Genomic DNA, 18,319 nt, shown 5'->3' with positions numbered 1-18,319 from the left:
TAAATGTTTTTAATTGGTAATTTAAGGTAAGCTGAAAACTTTATAGAGTAGGCAAGATTTTAAAATAGTATTATGGAACATTCTTTATTTAAAAAAGTGAAAGCAGCAATTGATTATTGGTACATTCCGTTATTAGTGGGAATACTTTTTGTAATCATTGGATTTTGGTCTTTTGCCACACCTGTAAAAGCATATTTAACATTGGCATTTTTATTTAGTGTGTCATTTCTGGTCAGCGGAATTTTCGAAATTATTTTTGCACTTTCAAACAGAAAAAAAATAGATAATTGGGGCTGGACACTGGTATCTGGAATTATAGGTTTAGGTGTCGGAATAGTATTAATTGCTAATCCGTTAGTTTCAATAACACTTTTGCCACTTTATGTTGGATTGGCTATTTTGTTTCGCTCTGTAATGGCTATTTTTATGGCTTTTAATCTAAAAAGCTATTCTGTTCCAGATTGGAAAAATCTTTTAGGATTAGGGATCTTAGGAGTGTTGTTTTCATTTCTGTTATTATGGAACCCTGTTTTTGCAGGACTTTCGATAGTATATTGGACGGCTTTTGCTTTCATCGCAAGCGGGATTTTTTATATTTATTTTTCTTTCAAACTGAAAAGACTACACGATTTAGAAGAAAGAATTTAGTTTGTTCTTTTAACGTTTAATAAATTAAAAAAGAATGAGATTTTAATTTTCCCTCGCAGATTTAGCAGATTTGGCAGATTTTTTATCTCCTAAATCTCCTAAATCTGAGGGAGTTTTTTTTACCTTTAAAAACTATTAAAACTCCAACTTTTAAAATACAAACATGAAATATAACAGATGCGGCAGAAGCGGTTTATTATTGCCTGAGATTTCTTTAGGATTATGGCACAATTTCGGTTCGGTGGATAATTTTGAAAATGCTGAAAGTATTGCCATTGAAGCTTTTGATAAAGGAATTACCCATTTTGATTTAGCGAATAATTATGGACCAGTTCCAGGTTCTGCCGAAGAGAATTTCGGAAAAATATTATGGCATAATTTTCAAGGAAATCTGCGTGATGAAATTGTAATTTCTACCAAAGCAGGTTATACGATGTGGAAAGGTCCATATGGAGATTGGGGGTCGAGAAAATACCTGCTTTCAAGTTTGGATCAGAGTTTAAAACGTATGAGTATTGATTATGTCGATATTTTTTATTCGCATCGTCCAGATCCTGAAACTCCAATTGAAGAAACAATGATGGCTTTAGATCACGCTGTTAGAAGCGGCAAAGCTCTGTATGTTGGAATCAGTAATTATTCGGCAGAACAAACGCGAGTTGCCGTTGATGTTTTAAAACAATTAGGAACACCTTGTTTGATTCATCAGGCAAAATATTCGATGTTGGAACGTTGGGTAGAAAATGGTTTGTTGGATGTTTTAGAAGAAAAAGGAGTGGGGTGCATTGCATTTTCACCTTTGGCACAAGGGCTTTTAACCGATAAATATTTAAACGGAATTCCTGAAAATTCTCGTGCACATAACCCAAACGGACATTTGAAGGAAGATGAGGTAACGCAAGAAAGAATTCAGAAATTGATTCAGCTGAATGGAATTGCTCAGAACAGAAATCAGTCTTTGGCGCAAATGGCTTTGGCTTGGCTTCAAAAAGACAAAAGAATTACATCAGTTTTGATTGGTGCAAGTTCGGTAAAACAATTGTGCAATAATATTGATTGTTTACAGAATACAGAATTTTCTCATGACGAATTGAATGCTATTGAGAAGATTTTATCGTGATATTTTTTAAACCATATAAGTCATATAAGTTCATTTTACAATGCGTTTAAACTACTTTTTATATTTTCTTACATGACTTATATGGTTTAAATCATTTAGTTTTTCTTCAATTCTAAATTGTATTTTTTTACAATTTCAAGAGTCGATTTGTCTCCATTAAAAACAGAATTTAAACCTTGCGGTTCTTGCGGCGGATCTGTAGTGAATGGATCACCAGGATTCCATTTGCCGGTTTCGTTTACCGCTTTTCCTTCGCCACCATAACCCCAGAAATTGGCAGCTTGCAATGGACCTCCATTTTTATGGCTTTCTACAACTCTTCCAAAAATAAAGTTGTAAAATTGGTCACGATGTACAGAAGAAGCTCCTGCATTTAAATTTTCGTGTTCTCTCGGAAGTCCAAATTCTTCAATAATAATGGGTCTTTTCAAATTATTGGCTACCTTAATGTGATCGTCAATGTATTTTCCAGCATTTTCGATTGTTTGTGGCATTGTAGCTTCGGCGTTATCGGCTTTAAACCAGTTCCAGTTTTTAGGCCAGATGTGCATCGTCAGATAATCGATATTCGGATTTTGGTGCGTTCTTTCAAAAATTTCCATACTGTCGTTAGAACTGTTTTTTCCTTCAGAACCTGTAGAAATCAAATGATTTTTGTCTAAACTGTCAATCAAATCCACAATATTATTCAGCCATTTGGTAAATTTTATTTCGTTTTCTGGCGTAAAAGTTCGAGGTTCGTTTCCAACCTGCCACGCCATAATCGTGTTGTCTTCAGTATATTTCTTTTTAGAATAAGGATTTGTTCTTCCAATAATAAATTTTACATGATTATCCAGCGCTTCCATGCAAGGTTCGCAGCTATGAAATTGCTCTGTGTACGACATAAACTGAGGCCATGTATTCGGCGGAATATTCGGAACTGGAACGGGACCTTTGCCATTCCATTCTAAATATTGAGACATTCCGCCCGACCATTCCCAGTTATTGGTCAAATACAAAACCGCATACATATTGCGTTTGCCCATTTCGTTAATCAAGAAATCTAAACCATCTAGTAAATCTTCATTATATTTTCCCTGTTCGTATTGCAAAGCAGGACGAACTGTAAAATCGTATTTTCCACCATCAGCACCAACGAGAACGCGCAAATTATCGATTCCGTTTTTTTTCATGAAATCCAATTCACGTAAAAGTCTTTTACGATTACCTATTTTATTAGAAGCCAACATGCTTCCGTACCAATAATTGGTTCCAATGTAGGCATAAGGTTTATTGCCTTTATAGAACTGATTTCCTTTTACGGTAATTCGTTCCTGCGCCTGACAGGCAAATGTTGAAAAAAGCAAGACTAATAAAAGGGTTTTAAAAAATTGGTTTTTCATAATTTGTATTTTAAAATTAAACCTGACAGGTTTTAAAAACCTGTCAGGTTTCTGAGAATCTTATTTCGGCATTTCATACATCTTCGGCAAGGAATTCACCAAAGCCGCTTTCGTTTTCAAGCTAAATGTTTTAAAATCGGCAGCATTTGAAACCGAACCGTTTGGAACATAATAACCATCAGTATTATTGGTCCAAAACATTGCATAACTAATCTGAATATCATTTTTAGTTAAAGCGCTGTACAATAGAGATGAAAACCAATCTGTAATCGCTGGAGTTGTGCTCGTAACACGATAACCTGTTTCGGTCAGGGCTGCTATTTTTACTTTCGCTTTAGCGTAATCAGAAAGAATTTTTAGTTTGGCATTTGCTTTATCAGCTCCAGCTTGTCCTTGATTATTGAAATCTCCATAATTGTCCATTCCGATAATATCAACATATTTATCTCCTGGATAACGGCTTAAATAATTAGCTTCGGTTGTATAGGAGTTATCAGGAGAAAAAGCATATAAAATGTTGTGAACGCCTTTTGTATTTTTTAAATAATCAACCGTAAACTGATATGCTTTTTTGTATTCATCGGGAGTGCAGAAATCGGCTCCCCACCAAAACCAGCTTCCGTCAAATTCGTGAAAAGGTCTAAAGATTATCGGAATCAATTCGCCATTTGAACCTTTTAAATTAGAAACTACACTAGCGACTTTATCCAACTTTTTCTTGTACCAGTCGTTATTTGTTCCACCAGGAAGAATACTTTTAAAAGCAGTTGATTTTTGTTCGGAAGTCATATCAGCGGTGTAGAAAGAATCGTCATTATAAGGTTCTCTCAAATGCCAACTGAAGGTATTGATTATTCCTTTCGCGTAAGCGGCTTTAGTTGCTGCAATAATTTTTTCTTCCTGCTGATAATACCAGTTATTGGCTTGCTCGTTATTGTTTTTATCGGTTATAAACATAAAATCAGAACCGAGAATAGCAGGATCAAAACCAGTATTTTTTTTAATATCGGAATCGCCGCCCGCATCTTGATAAAAACTATTAAAAGCATCTTGCTGGCCAATAGCGGTTTTGGTCGCAGCAAGTCTTTTTAAATTGTAGAATAAAGCGACCGTTTCTTTTGTTGCGTTGGCATCGACCATATAGGTTGATGCATTGTTTGTCGTTAAAGGATCCTCCGGTTTTGTCGGATCAACGATTATCTGACGACTGTTTTCATTGTCTGCAGAACAGCTCATCATACTAAAAATGGAGAGGCTAAGAAATGCTATTTTAAGAAATGTTGTTTTCATTTTAGTCTTTAATACGATTAATAAGTTCTAGACAAGCACGTCCGTTATGATAGGGACATTTCCAGAAACCAGCTTTGTCTTTTTTCATGGTAGTATAATCTTTGTAAACTCCCCAATACCATTCGCCATTTTGATGATCGATTATATGTTTTTTGGTGAATTTCCAGATTTTGTAAACAATATCAAGATATTCTTCTTTTCCTGTCAATTGATAGGCATTATAAAAGCCAATTAATGCTTCGGCTTGAGGCCACCAATGTTTTTCGGCAATTAATTCATTTTTTTCAGGATCAAATTCGTACCATAATCCACCGTCAGAATCAAGACCTTCTTTTGTAGCTTCTGCGATTTGAATGGCATATTTTTTAAAATTGGCAATCAAAGTTTCATTTTCTGAAATTTCGGCACATTGCTGTAATAGCCATGCCGCTTCAATATCATGTCCGTACGAAATCACATCTGGTTTTTCTTTCCAATTTTCATCAAAAAATAAATGCAAATGCCCCGTTTCGGGATTGATGAAGTGCTTTTCGATTGTTTCCAATAATTCGATAATGTCTTCGAGCAGTTTTTCGTCTTTCCAGACTTTATATAAATTCACATAGCCTTCAATAATATGAAGATGCGTATTCATGGTTTTCTTTTCGTTGGCATCTTTCGCACTTAAACGCAGATCTTCAATAGGCTTCCAGTCTCGGGTAAAAGCTTCCAAATAGCCTTTGTTTACAGGATCGTAACTGTGTTCTTGAATTTTTGAATACAGATTTTTAGCGATTCCTAAAGCTTTTTCTTCTTTTGAAATGGCATAATATTCCGATAATCCATAAATGGCAAAAGCCAAAGCATAAATCTGATTTTTGGTGTCTTTTGGAGTTTTATCCTCATTTATACTCCAAAAAAGACCTTCAAATTGTGTGTCATAAAAATAAGCTGCAAGAAATTCGAATGCTCTTTCTGCCAGTTTTTTGTGGTTTTCGTTTTTCGTGGTTGTGTAGCTGGCAGAGAATGTCCAAAGAATTCGAGCGTTTAGAACCGAGCCTTTTTCAGCATTCGCAATCAGATGATCGTTAAAATCAATTTGACCAACAAAACCTCCATTTTGACTGTCAACAGTGCGTTCTGACCAATAGTTTAGAATGGAATCTAGTTCTGCAGTTAGTTCCGATTTTAAAAGCTTTCTTTGTAGTGACACGATATTTTAAATTGCGTTATTTTTTTCGATTTGATTAAGGATAGTTTGTACAGAACCTGCAGAAATAAAAGTATCTGCTGGAGTATTGATTACATAATCAACGAGTTTATCTACAGAAGAAACGGCTACATGCATGCGTGTGTCTGAAGAAGCGTAATACACGTAAACTGTTCCGTCCCCGTCTTCAATCCATCCGTTTGAGAATAAAACATTCGAAACGTCTCCAACTCTTTCAATTCCTTCTGGCCCCATAAAATGTCCAGCTGGAACGTGAGTCACTTTAGAAATATCAGTCAAATCGGTCATGAACATATACAAAGTGTAGCGTAATCCTGCAGCAGTATTTCGAACTCCGTGTGCTAAATGCAACCAGCCTTTTGAAGTTTTTATTGGCGCAGGACCCAAACCATTTTTCAATTCGTAAATGGTATGATACTGTTTGCCAAAAATGATTTTCTCGTCTTTAACCACAGGATTTGCCATATCGTCAACATAGCCTAAACCGATTCCGCCACCGCTTCCAACATCAATAAAACCATCTTGCGGACGCGTGTACAAAGCGTATTTTCCGTTTACAAATTCTGGATGTAAAACTACATTTCGCTGTTGGCCAGTGTTCGAGATTAAATCAGGAAGTCTTTCCCAGTTGACCAAATCTTTCGAACGAACTATTCCTGCATTGGCTACGGCCGAACTTGTATCGCCTTTTGGAGCTTTCGGATCTTTTCTTTCGGTGCAGAAAATTCCATAAACAAATCCGTCTTCGTGGTTAATCAAACGCATATCGTACACATTTGTGTCGGGCTCTTCGGTTTGTGGAATCACGCAAGGTTTGTCCCAAAACTTGAAATTATCAATTCCGTTCGGACTTTCGGCGATAGCAAAAAATGATTTTCTGTCAATTCCTTCCACACGAACAGCCAATAGATATTTGCCATTCCATTTCATGGCTCCTGCATTGAAAGCTGCATTTATGCCAATTCTTTCCTGTAAAAACGGATTTGTCTTTTCATTAAAATCAAAACGCCAGTTTAACGGAATATGCGCCGCAGTAACAACAGGATTTTGATAGCGGTCATAAATGCCATTGCCAACGGTTTCCTGAGGTGCGTTTTTTTGCTCAATCAGTGTTTTATGTTGTTTTTCTAATGCCGATTTTCTTTCTTGAAAAGTGGCTGAAGAGATTATTGTTGTCATATAATTGATTTCTTTGTCTGTGGTTTTTTAATGATTTCTCTTTTCGTTTAAATCCTGTTCTATAATCTGTAATTTTTCTTCTGATAAAGGGTAAAATAATATGAAGGCTACCGATATTGCGGCTGCAATTGCGGGTAGGATACTCAGCATTAATTGAATGCCGTTTTGAGCTGTTGCTGTCTGTTCTACATTGGCTTGAAAACCGTAATAGCCTAAAAGCCACCCAGCTCCTGCGCCGCCAATTGTCCATCCGAATTTTTGTGACATTGATGAGGCAGAGAAAACTAAACCTGTTGCTCTTCGTCCTTGTTTCCATTCCGAATAATCGGCACTGTCGGCATACATGGACCAGATTAATGGGAAAATGCATCCTGCGCAAATACTGATTAAAACTTGGAAACTCATGATTAAGAAAACATCTTCTTTTCCGAATAAATAGAAAACCAGACTTAAGATTGCTGCTAAAGCCATTGCTCCAAAGAAGGTTTTCTTTTTACCAATTTTATTGGCAATTGGCGTTGCGATAATGACTCCGATAATGTTTGCAGCTTGTCCTAAAACTAAATAAATTGAAGTTGGCGTCATGTGAAAATCGGTTCCGAAAAGCGAAAAATCGAAGTTTATACTGCTACTTACATAATATTTGAAATAGTAGACTGCAGCACCATCTCGAATAGAATTGAAAACTAAAGCTCCGATTCCTGCTCCCAGTAAAATCCACCACGGTTTATTTTTTAAAAGATCTTTTAAATCTGCTTTCAAATTGTTTTGTTCATTTCCGATTGGTTTGATTCTTTCTTTTGTGAATAAAAAACAAGCCCAGAAAAAGGTAGTCGTAATTACTCCGAAAACGGCAATTGTAGCCAACCAGCCTGTTTTGGAATTTAAATTTCCGCCAAAATAATTTACCAAAGGTTCAATTAGCCAAAGTGCTAGAAGACTTCCGCCAAAAGCAAAAACCATACGATAGGATGAAAGTGTATTTCTTTCTTTTCTATCAGAAGACATAACTCCCAAAAGCGACGCATACGGAACATTGATTAAAGAATAAATCATCATCATTAAGGAATACGTTACATAAGCGTAAATAATTTTTCCTTTTTCGTCAAAATCTGGAGTATAGAAAGTTAAAACTCCAATCACGGCAAAAGGTATGGCTACCCAAAGCAAATATGGTCTAAATTTTCCCCATTTGCTTTTGGTTCTGTCGGCTAGAATTCCAACAATTGGGTCAAAACAAGAGTCCCAGATTCGGGTAATTAAAAACATAGTTCCCACAACGGCAGGCGCCAATCCGAAAACATCGGTGTAGAAAAATAGCAGATACATGCTGAAAATTTTCCAAAACATAGAAGAAGCTGCATCTCCAAGTCCGTAACCAATTTTTTCTTTTAAACTAATTTTGTCGTGCATTAGATTTCTTTTAAAGATTGTAATTTATTTTGGGCAATTATTTTAACCAGTTTGGTGATTTTTTTAAACACATAGAAACATAGTTTTTAGCATTTTACTAAAAGGCGTTTCACTTAGAATAATACACATTAGCACTATGTGTTAAAGCTTGCTTTTTCTATAACCTCAAACAGGAGCAATAGAAATCTATGTTTCTATGTGTTTAAATTAAACTTTGTTCTGTTTAACCCTTTTGATTATTTTAATTTTTTCTGAATGTCTTTCTCAAAGATCGTTTGGTCAAGATTATAGAAATCTATAAAATCTTTTTCGCTTACTTGTCCGCTAAAAGGCGCGTAGTAATGCATTTTTTGTTCTTTTTCCTGCCAGCCATGATTTCTCCAAAGCAACACATAAGCTATTTTGTAATCTCCAATCGCTTTTAGTAAAGTTCCTGTCCACCATTTTGGGTCTGGAACTGCCTCATAACCAGCTTCTGCCAAAGCTATTAATTTATGTTTTTTTAGGTTTATTTCGTTCAATATTTTAAATTGATTTTGAACTTCAGCAATGAATTTTTCACCATTGGAGTCATTGCTATTTTGGTAACTATCAAAGCTTAAAATATCAGCATAATTATCACCAGGATAATTGGTTAGGAAATCATTTTCGTTTCCAAAACTTCCAGTATTATAAACATAAATTAAGTTGTGAACGCCTTTTTTCTGAAGGTAATCAAAAGTGAATTTCCATGCGGTTTTAAATTCTTCTGGAGTGCAATTTCCTTTGCCCCACCAAAACCATCCGCCTGTCAATTCGTGAAATGGCCTAAAAAGAATCGGGATGTTTTTGCCGTTTTTATCTTTTAAAGACAAAAAGAAAGCAACTGCTTTATCTAGCCAAGAAGTGAATTTTTTATGGTTTTCGGCACCTGGCATAATAGTTTTTAGAGAATTAGGAACATTATTCCAAGCGTCTTTTCCTGTTGCAGGATTATCAAAATGCCAGCTAATAGTTGAAATTCCGCCTCTTGCATTGGCCTCAATTATATATTGTTTCATTTTAGCAAAAGGAACTCCATCTATATTATTGGGTTTGTCGTTTTCTAAACCAGCAATATCCCAACCGTAGATAGCAGGATAATCGCCTACAACGTCTTTTACATCGCTTCTTCCGTCTTCATATTTCCATTTTACTCCATAAGCCAAATCGTCTTGGTGACCGAATAAAAAACCTTTTTGACTTAAAATATAGAGTTCTTTATATAAAGTTTTAGTTTCTGCTGTTGCTTTTTTATCTGAGAGTGACAAATTAGTATCACTAATGCTTTTTTGAGATATACAGGAACTGCTTATTAGAGTTACAGTTAAAAGCGTTAAAAAATGTTTTTTCATCAAAAAATAAGAGTTGGTTGTTTAGTTAAATGTAAAATAAACAATTATTTACGTTTTTTAAAAACATAGTGTTTCTTCTATCGAAAAATCGCTATGCTATTGTTGCTATAATTATTAAAACTATAAAAAGTTATTCAATAAAAAATGATTACTGTTTATTATTAATGTTCTTTTTAAAGAAATGATAATTAATTTTTTCAAAGATAAACGGATGATTATAGTCTAATTAATATTATTTTATCAATTATATATCATATTATTGCAGTCAAAAAAAAGAACACATCACTTTCCTGAAATAGATTTTAAGATGGCTACTACGAAAAATTTTTATAGAGAAATTGCTCCGCTTGCAGCAAGCGACAGCTTTTTAGTTTTTGATCGCGTAAAAGATAGTTTTGATTTTCCGGTTCATTATCATCCGGAATTTGAGATCAATTTTATCTTAAACGGAAAAGGAGTAAAGCGAGTTGTGGGTGATAATATTGAAGAAATCGATAATGTCGAACTGGTTTTAATCGGTCCAAATTTGTATCATGGCTGGGAACTAAATAAATGTACCAGTAAAAAAATACACGAAATAACCATTCAGTTTCATAATGATCTTTTTCACGAATCCTTACTGTCAAGACGTATTATGAATCCGATTCGAGATATGTTCAATCGATCGATTCACGGAATTCTTTTTTCAAAAAAAACGGCTGAAGAATTAACGCCAAGACTTGTGAGGCTTTCTAAATTGGATGGTATGGATTATTTTCTCGAGATCACTTCTTTATTATATGATCTTGCCAATTCTAGAAATCAGCGTCTGCTTTCTACTTATACGGTAGACTATGATACTTTTGATGATTATGATAAAATGAAATTGGTTTACGAATATGTGCAGAAGCATTTTGCAGATAAAATTACTTTAGAAGATGCGGCAAATGTAGCGAGCATGTCTATTATTTCATTTAACCGATTTATAAAAAAGAGAACCGGAAAAACTTTTGTCAATTATATAAATGACATTCGTATCGGTTATGCTGCCCGTTGGCTGGTAGAAAAAGACATGAGTGTTTCTGAAGTGGCATTTAAGTCTGGATTTAATAACATTGCGAACTTCAATCGCAGTTTTAAAGCGACAAAAAACTGTACGCCAAGCCAATATCGTGAAGAATTTTCGGGCTTGAAGCGTATTTTATAGTGATACTTTTTTGTCACTGACAAATATTATTTTTAACGAAAACGTTTGATTTTTAGCTTTTCGTTGGTTTTTATTCATTGGTTGTGTTCTTTTGGAGGGTTGTTATTGCGAATAATTTAAAATTTATATCGTTTTATTTTGATATGTGTTTTTTTATTCGCTTCTAGTAAAAATATTATCATTAAATGATATAATACTATCGATTTGATAATCTTCCCTGTTATAGATTTGTTGCATAGTTTGAAAGTAAAAATTACCCTGGCATTTTACTTTTAGATTAAAGCAATAAACAAATTTAACTAACCAAACACTTATTATGAAAAAACTAATGACTAGCTTCATTCATTGGATGGCTGACCACACAGCTGTTCCTTTGATATTATTTTTGTTACTGACTAGTAATTTTATTACTGCTCAGGTAAAGGTTTCGGGAACTGTATCTGATGATAAAGGAATGACAATTCCTGGAGCCAACATTTCTGTTGTTGGATCTAAAAATACTGCATCTTCGGACTTTGATGGTAAATATAGTATTGATGCCCCTTCAAATGGGACTTTGGTAGTGTCATTTATCGGTTTTGATTCTCAAAAAATTGCCATTGCCGGCAAAACTAAAATCAATATTTCTTTAAAACCGTCTTCAGAAGACTTAAAAGAAGTTGTTGTAATTGGATACGGAACTCAGAAAAAGAAAGATGTAAACGGTGCGATATCTTCTGTTCGTTCCAAAGATATTGAAAACTTAAAACAGGTTTCTATAGATCAGATGCTTCAAGGTAAAGCTGCTGGGGTTTCGGTTACAAATAACTCAGGCCAGCCGGGTGGTGCAGCTTCTGTGAGAGTGCGTGGTACGACTTCCATTACAGGAACAAATGAGCCTTTGTATGTAATTGATGGGGTGCCAATTTCTGGAGATGCAACAGGTAAATCTACCAGCGGGCAGACCTTGGCAGGTAAGGATGGGTTTTCTGCCTCTGGAGGAAGCGGTAATACAGCTATGAGTCCATTGTCAATGATTAATCCAAACGATATTGAATCGATGGATATTTTGAAAGATGCTTCGGCAACTGCAATTTACGGGTCTCGCGGTGCAAATGGTGTTATCATTATAACCACTAAATCAGGTAAAAAAGGTGGAGGAAAAGTATCGTATGAGAACTACACCTCTTTTGCGACAATAAGTAACAAATTGGATGTTTTAAATTTATCCGAATATGCAACTTTAAAAACCAATTTGGCTAAACTATGGGGATTTCAGACCCGTCAGGAGTTTTCTCATCCAGAATTATTAGGGCCTGGAACAAACTGGCAGGATGAAGTATATAGAACGGCTATTTCAAACAGTCATCAGCTTTCATTTTCAGGAGCAAAAGATGGAACAAGCTATTATTTGTCTGGAAGTTATTTAGATAATGAAGGAACTATTATCAATTCGGGATTAAAGAGATATACTGTTAGATTGAATTTGGATTCAAAAATTAAATCTTGGTTAAGAATTGGCGGAAATCTAACAGGAGGTATTACAAATGAAAGAATTACAGTGAACCAAAGTTATTCGGGATTAATTTCAAATACATTATTGCAATCTCCTGATATTCCAGTTAGAAATGTTGATGGCTCATTTGCAGGTCCGCCATCTTCTGAACAGAGTGTTACCTATTATAACCCTGTTGCTGAGGCTTTAACCAGAGAAAATAAATTGGTTAGAAAAAATTTCTTAGGAAATGTTTATGCTGAGGCAGATATCGTTAAAGGATTGAAATATCGCATTGAAATCGCCGCAAATACGGAGTTTTCTGAGAATGATGATTTCAGACCATCGTACGCATGGGGAAGCCAGGTAAATTTATTGGCAGATTTGGATGTAAGGAGACAAAACTGGTATTCTACAAATATTAAAAATTTACTGACTTACGATAGAAGTTTTGGCAAGCACAAAATTACCCTTTTGGCAGGTCAGGAGGCAAACGATTCTCATTGGGAAGGTTTGATTGCGTCTGCTCAAGGGTTTAAAACAAATTCAATTCACACCATTAATTTAGCTGATGTTGATAATAACACTATTACGCAATATAAAGGAAGTGCTTCACTTTCATCTTTGTTTGCTCGTGTTATTTATGACTTTAATGATAAATATAGTATTACAGCTTCTATCAGACAGGACGTTTCGTCTAAATTTGATCCGACTACAGATAACCAAAAGGGGGTTTTCAATGCTATTTCTGGTTCATGGAAATTGTCTAACGAGTCTTTTATGGAAGGAACTCGTAAGTATATAGATAATATTAAATTTAGAGTTGGGTATGGAGAAACCGGAAACCAGCAGATTCCAAATAACAGTTACTCTGCAATGTTAGGAACGCAAAATTCAGGTTTAGGAAGCGGATTTTTGCCATCAAATTATCCGAATCCAGATTTAGTTTGGGAATCTTTGAATCAGACTAACCTAGGTATTGATTTTACATTGCTGAATAATAAGCTTTCTGCAAGTTTTGATGTTTATGACAAAAAATCTAAAGGTTTCTTATTTCAAGTACCGTTGCCTTTATATCTAACAGGTGGTGGAGGTCAGTACGGAGGAGTTTCTGCTCCATACTCTAACTTAGGAACTATGAGTAATAAGGGTTATGATATTACAGTTGGATACGATTTAAGATCTTCAGGAAACTTTAATTGGGATGCATCTTTGGTTGTTTCTCATTACAAAAATAATCTAGACGAAATTGCTAACGGAATTGTATTGACTCAAGAGGTTAATACTAATGGGTATCAGCCGGTAGTAGTGACCAATACTACAATTGGAAATCCAATAGGTTTGTTCTACGGATATAAAACAGATGGAATCTTCAAAGATCAAACCGTTTTAGATAATGCGCCGCTTCAATTTGGTCAAGCGGTCGGAACAGGTGCTGGGGAAACAGCTTTGGGAGATGTTAAATATGTAGATGTAAATGGAGACGGGAAAATTGATGCAAATGATAAAACCTTTATCGGGAATCCGCACCCAAAATTCACTTACGGATTTACAAACAATTTCAAATATAAAAACGTAGACCTTTCTATTTTTCTTCAAGGTTCGTACGGAAATGATGTTATGAATTTGACAAGAAGAGCCGGTACAACGAATGCTTCTTTATATGATAACCAATTAGTGGAGGCAATGGATTATTATTCTCCAACAAATACATCAAGTAATAATCCAAGGCCAATTGCAGACTCTTCAAATAATAACCTTCTTATTTCAGATCGTTATGTTGAAGATGGATCATATTTAAGAATTCAGAATATTACACTAGGGTATTCTTTGCCGCAAGATGTAATTTCAAAATATAAAATTTCAAGATTAAGATTGTACGGATCTGCTCAGAACTTGTATACGTTTACAAATTATTCAGGTTACGATCCAGAGATTGGTTCATTTAATCAGAATGTGCTTTTATCAGGAATTGACAACGGAAGATATCCCGTAGCCAGAACATTTTTAGTTGGACTTAACCTAGAATTTTAAAATTAAAGAAAAATGAAAAAGAAATCTTTTTTAAATAGATATAGCCTGCTTTTTATGGCTTTGGCATTTTTGACTTTCGGATCTTGTCAGGACGATTTTACTGACAGGCCTTCTGAAGATGGAATAAGTTTGGATTCCTATTACAGCACAGATGACCAAGTATCATCGGCTACAAATGGTATGTATAGCAGAACTTGGTTTCAGATGTATAATAAATTCTGGTGGGCACTAGAAGTAGGATCTGGAAATATGTATTCTGGTTCTCCTGACGTGAGCGGATTAAGAACTTTCTCTTTAAATGGAAGTGATCCAGAATTAGTAAATGGCTGGTCGTCTTTGTGGGCAAATGTACAGCAGTCCAATATGATTATTAACTTTCTTGCTGCAAGGGTAGGGCCAGGCGTTTCTAAAGATGTCCTTAATAATACTATTGGAGAAGCGTATTTTATGAGAGCTACTGCTTATTTTGATTTGGTTAGGCTTTGGGGGCCAGTGCCCATTATTGAAAACCCATTGGATTATACGAGTAATCCTTATGTAAATACAAATCCAGTTGAAGATATTTATAAATTAATTACATCTGATTATTTAAAGGCAATTGACTTATTGGCGGCAAAAAACAGAGGGGCTAATTATGCAAATAACGGACATGTTTCTAAAGGTTCTGCAAAAGCAATGCTGGCAAAAGTGTATTTGTATCAAAAAGATTATGCAAAAGCAAGGGCAATGGCAGAAGATGTTATCAATAGCGGGGAGTTCAAGCTTTTAGGAGGAGACCAGCTTCCAGAAAAAAGTTTTGGAGATTTGTTTACATATGCAAACAATAATAATGAAGAATCGATTTTTGCTCTTCAATGGAAAGGAGACGGAGCTTATGGTTCTGCAAATAACTGTAACACGCAATTCGGATTCCAAGACGGCACATTGTCAACTTCAAATGCATCCTATGCAGGAGTTTTTGGGCCAAGCCAAGAAGTTATACTTTCTTTATATGATGCCGGAGATTTAAGAAAGCATGAAACTGTAATGGTTGGAGGTGACACTTATCCAAATATTAAAACTACACAAGGAATAGGATTTACTGTTCCATCAGGTAAAGATCTTGCTCAGGCATCTGGCGGTGCAATTAAAAAATATTGTATTGGCGTGGTTAACGGAAATGTAACAGGTCAGGCAGATGCATGGGCAATGATGGATAATAATACGTATGTAATGCGTTATGCAGAATTGCTTTTAATTCATGCTGAAGCAGTTTTAGCGGGAGGGGCAAGCACTTCAGATGCGTCTGCTTTAAGTTCAATCAATGCAGTAAGAAAGAGAGCTGGTTTAGCCGCTTTAACTTCAATTACTTTTGATGATATATTTTTGGAAAGAAGAAAAGAATTATGTTTTGAAGGAGATTATTGGTTTGATCTAGGGCGTATAGACAAAGCGAAAGCAATCGCTATTATGTCGGCGCAAAATAGAGGAGACAGATATGGAGAGCGCTACTATACGCCAGTTTATAGTGAAGATCACGCAACAAATGATTTCTATATGGACTATCCAGATAACGAAGTGGCTAAAAACCCTAAGTTATTGCAGGCTCCAGTTCCATATACTTTTAAGTAATTCCTAAAATTAGACTAATATGAAAAATATAAAAATAAATTACCTTTTGCCTCTCATTGCAATGGCATTTATGGTACTGGGAGTGTTTTCTTCTTGTGATAATGATGATTCTTCTGGAAGTTCTGGAGCGCCAGTCATTACAAGTGTGGCAAAATCTGTTGAAGGCGATTTGGTTCCGGTTACAGTTGGAGATCCTAAAAACTATTATATTATTCAAGGAAAAGGACTTTCTGGTGTAACAAAAATCTACTTTAATGATTTTGATACCTATTTTAACCCGACGCTGGTTACCGATACAGCGATTTTTGTTCTAATAGATGAAAAGACTCCGTATGCAGATGCAAGCAATAAACTGAAACTGGTTACAAAACAAGGAACCGTTTTATACGATTTTGTTATAGCGCCTCCAACACCTAAATTTGGAAGTTATAATCCTATAAATGCAGCAGACGGTGATGTTGTTACCATTTATGGAGATTATTTCCTTGATCCTGTAGTTAAGGTTGGAACTGCAGAGGCAGAGATAGTTTCGTCATCATTAACAGAGATTAAATTTAAAATGCCGGCAAATTCTGCGGATAAATATGTAAGCGTTACTAATATTTCAGGAACTACTACATCTGAAGAGGCAGTTGGATCAGCATTGTATGATGATGTTATTCAAGGTGATGCTGGACATTGGATGTGGAGCGGAAGCGATACTTTTGATACTAACTTTAAAGATGATGTCGTACAGGGGCAAGCAGCAATTAAATTTGTTTTTGGTGGATGGAATGGCGCTGATATGAAATTTAACTCGCGAGATGTTTCTAAATACAAAGCCTTTAGAGTAAAAGTAAAAAGTGTTTCTACAAATGCAGATGCCAGTGTCATATTTGTTTTTGGTGGATGGGCTTATCAAATTAAAAAGCCATTAACTAACAAATGGACTACAATTGAGATTCCGTTTTCTGACATTGGAAATCCAACAACCTTTGATCAGCTGACACTTCAGGAATCTGGAAATTTTGGAGGAAATACAATTCTTATGGATGACATGGGATTTGTTTTAAAATAAAAAATCTTAGGATTGGTTTTAGTTTTAGTTTTGTTTCAAGTATTCCCTAATCTACTCAATTAGGGAATGCTTTTTTGTAATATATTTAAATTTAATTTTATGAAAAGAATAATTTTATTGTTTTCTCTGTGCTTTTCAGTTTTAAGTTTCAGCCAAGGAAATACTCACAAACAACAAGGAGGAAAATTTGAAGGTCTTGCCATGACGCCACCTATGGGATGGAATTCATGGAATACTTTTGCAACAGATATCAATGAAAAATTGGTAAAAGAAACCGCCGATATTATGGTTTCGTCTGGATTAGCAGCGGCAGGTTATAATTATATTGTTTTAGATGATGGATGGATGACGCACGAGCGCGATGCAAACGGCGATCTAGTGCCTGATCCAGGGAAATTTCCAAGCGGAATGAAAGCGCTTATAGATTATGTGCATAGTAAAGGTTTAAAATTCGGACTATACAATTGTGCAGGAACCAGAACTTGCGCAGGCTATCCTGGAACGAGAGGTTACGAATATCAGGACGCTAGGTTTTATGCAAAGCTCGGAATTGATTTCCTAAAATACGATTGGTGCAATACAGAAGGAATTACGGCCAAAGAAGCCTACACAACAATGAGTAATGCATTAAAAACTGCTGGAAGGCCAATTGTTTTTAGTCTTTGCGAATGGGGAGATAATCAGCCGTGGGAGTGGGGGAAACCTGTTGGAAATCTTTGGAGGATTTCGGGAGATATTTATCCGTGTTTTGATTGCGAATTTAAACATCCAGAAAATTGGTCTTCTTGGGGATTTATGAAAATTGCCGATATGAGAAAAGATATTCGTAAATATTCTGGACCAGATCATTGGAATGATTTTGATATGATGGAAGTTGGAAACGAAATGAACGATACCGAAGATAAAACGCATTTTGCAATGTGGTGCATGCTTTCGTCGCCTTTATTTACAGGAAACGATTACCGTAAAATGTCTAAAGAAACCTTGGCAATTTTAACTAATAAAGAATTGCTTTCGGTAAATCAGGATAAATTGGGAATCCAAGGATTTAAATACACTATATTAGATGGAGTAGAAGTGTGGGTAAAACCACTTTCTGATGGAGCTTGGGCAGTGAGTTTTGTAAATAGGACCGAAACTTCAAAAAAGGTTAATTTCGATTGGAAGAAAAATAATATCAAAGATGCCGATTTTGGATATGAAGCCGATTTTAGTAAAACCATTTATAAAATAAAGGATCTTTGGAAAAACAAAGAAATCGGAAATACTAAAAAAGTTTTTACGACCGAAATAGCTTCTCACGATGTTGTGACCTTAAAATTAATTCCTTAAACCGTAT

The 18,319-nt window shown here is 35.3% G+C and carries 13 protein-coding genes; 7 read left to right on the top strand and 6 right to left on the bottom strand.

Annotation, left to right across the window (positions count from 1 at the left end; genetic code table 11):
• The first annotated feature begins 72 nt into the window (after window positions 1-72).
• Both J7574_RS08175 and J7574_RS08170 read left to right on the top strand, forming a co-directional pair.
• A complete protein-coding gene (locus J7574_RS08175) occupies window positions 73-648 on the top strand; it encodes an HdeD family acid-resistance protein (protein WP_290966833.1) in 576 nt (191 codons plus the stop codon).
• 163 nt (window positions 649-811) lie between these two features.
• A complete protein-coding gene (locus J7574_RS08170; protein WP_290966830.1) occupies window positions 812-1,768 on the top strand; it encodes an aldo/keto reductase in 957 nt (318 codons plus the stop codon).
• A gap of 95 nt (window positions 1,769-1,863) precedes the next feature.
• On the opposite strand, the gene J7574_RS08165 is transcribed toward J7574_RS08170, so the two are convergent.
• The 6 genes from J7574_RS08165 to J7574_RS08140 all read right to left on the bottom strand — a co-directional run bounded on the left by J7574_RS08165 (window position 1,864) and on the right by J7574_RS08140 (window position 9,618).
• Complete coding sequence (locus J7574_RS08165; protein ID WP_290966827.1) at window positions 1,864-3,153, bottom strand: cellulase family glycosylhydrolase; 1,290 nt, start codon at window positions 3,151-3,153, stop codon at window positions 1,864-1,866.
• Between the two features lie 60 nt (window positions 3,154-3,213).
• The gene (locus tag J7574_RS08160) at window positions 3,214-4,443 is read right to left on the bottom strand and encodes a glycoside hydrolase family 26 protein (RefSeq protein ID WP_290966824.1); all 1,230 of its coding nucleotides are present in this window, start codon (window positions 4,441-4,443) and stop codon (window positions 3,214-3,216) included.
• A 1-nt stretch (window position 4,444) separates the two neighbouring features.
• The gene (locus tag J7574_RS08155) at window positions 4,445-5,635 is read right to left on the bottom strand and encodes an AGE family epimerase/isomerase (RefSeq protein ID WP_290966821.1); all 1,191 of its coding nucleotides are present in this window, start codon (window positions 5,633-5,635) and stop codon (window positions 4,445-4,447) included.
• 6 nt (window positions 5,636-5,641) lie between these two features.
• Window positions 5,642-6,832, bottom strand: a complete 1,191-nt coding sequence (locus tag J7574_RS08150; protein ID WP_290966820.1) for a glycosidase — start codon at window positions 6,830-6,832, stop codon at window positions 5,642-5,644.
• 27 nt (window positions 6,833-6,859) lie between these two features.
• On the bottom strand, window positions 6,860-8,245 hold the full coding sequence (locus J7574_RS08145) for an MFS transporter (protein ID WP_290966818.1): 1,386 nt from the start codon (window positions 8,243-8,245) through the stop codon (window positions 6,860-6,862).
• Window positions 8,246-8,481: 236 nt separating this feature from the next.
• Window positions 8,482-9,618, bottom strand: coding sequence for a glycoside hydrolase family 26 protein (locus tag J7574_RS08140; RefSeq protein ID WP_290966815.1), 1,137 nt, complete (start codon window positions 9,616-9,618; stop codon window positions 8,482-8,484).
• 307 nt (window positions 9,619-9,925) lie between these two features.
• On the opposite strand from J7574_RS08140, the gene J7574_RS08135 reads away from it, so the two are divergent.
• From J7574_RS08135 to J7574_RS08115, 5 genes are all read left to right on the top strand, one after another.
• Window positions 9,926-10,804 (top strand): AraC family transcriptional regulator, encoded by an 879-nt coding sequence (locus J7574_RS08135; RefSeq protein WP_290966812.1) that lies wholly within the window; start codon window positions 9,926-9,928, stop codon window positions 10,802-10,804.
• Between the two features lie 316 nt (window positions 10,805-11,120).
• Window positions 11,121-14,312: a TonB-dependent receptor gene (locus J7574_RS08130; protein ID WP_290966810.1), complete on the top strand. Its 3,192-nt coding sequence runs from the start codon at window positions 11,121-11,123 to the stop codon at window positions 14,310-14,312.
• 12 nt (window positions 14,313-14,324) lie between these two features.
• The gene (locus tag J7574_RS08125) at window positions 14,325-15,923 is read left to right on the top strand and encodes a RagB/SusD family nutrient uptake outer membrane protein (RefSeq protein WP_290966807.1); all 1,599 of its coding nucleotides are present in this window, start codon (window positions 14,325-14,327) and stop codon (window positions 15,921-15,923) included.
• Window positions 15,924-15,942: 19 nt separating this feature from the next.
• Window positions 15,943-16,980 (top strand): IPT/TIG domain-containing protein, encoded by a 1,038-nt coding sequence (locus J7574_RS08120; RefSeq protein ID WP_290966804.1) that lies wholly within the window; start codon window positions 15,943-15,945, stop codon window positions 16,978-16,980.
• 99 nt (window positions 16,981-17,079) lie between these two features.
• Window positions 17,080-18,312: a glycoside hydrolase family 27 protein gene (locus J7574_RS08115; protein ID WP_290966801.1), complete on the top strand. Its 1,233-nt coding sequence runs from the start codon at window positions 17,080-17,082 to the stop codon at window positions 18,310-18,312.
• The last annotated feature ends 7 nt before the right edge of the window (window positions 18,313-18,319 follow it).

This window comes from Flavobacterium sp. (assembly GCF_017744675.1).
Classification (GTDB): Bacteria; Bacteroidota; Bacteroidia; order Flavobacteriales; family Flavobacteriaceae; genus Flavobacterium.
This window is presented reverse-complemented; position numbering and strand designations above follow the sequence as displayed.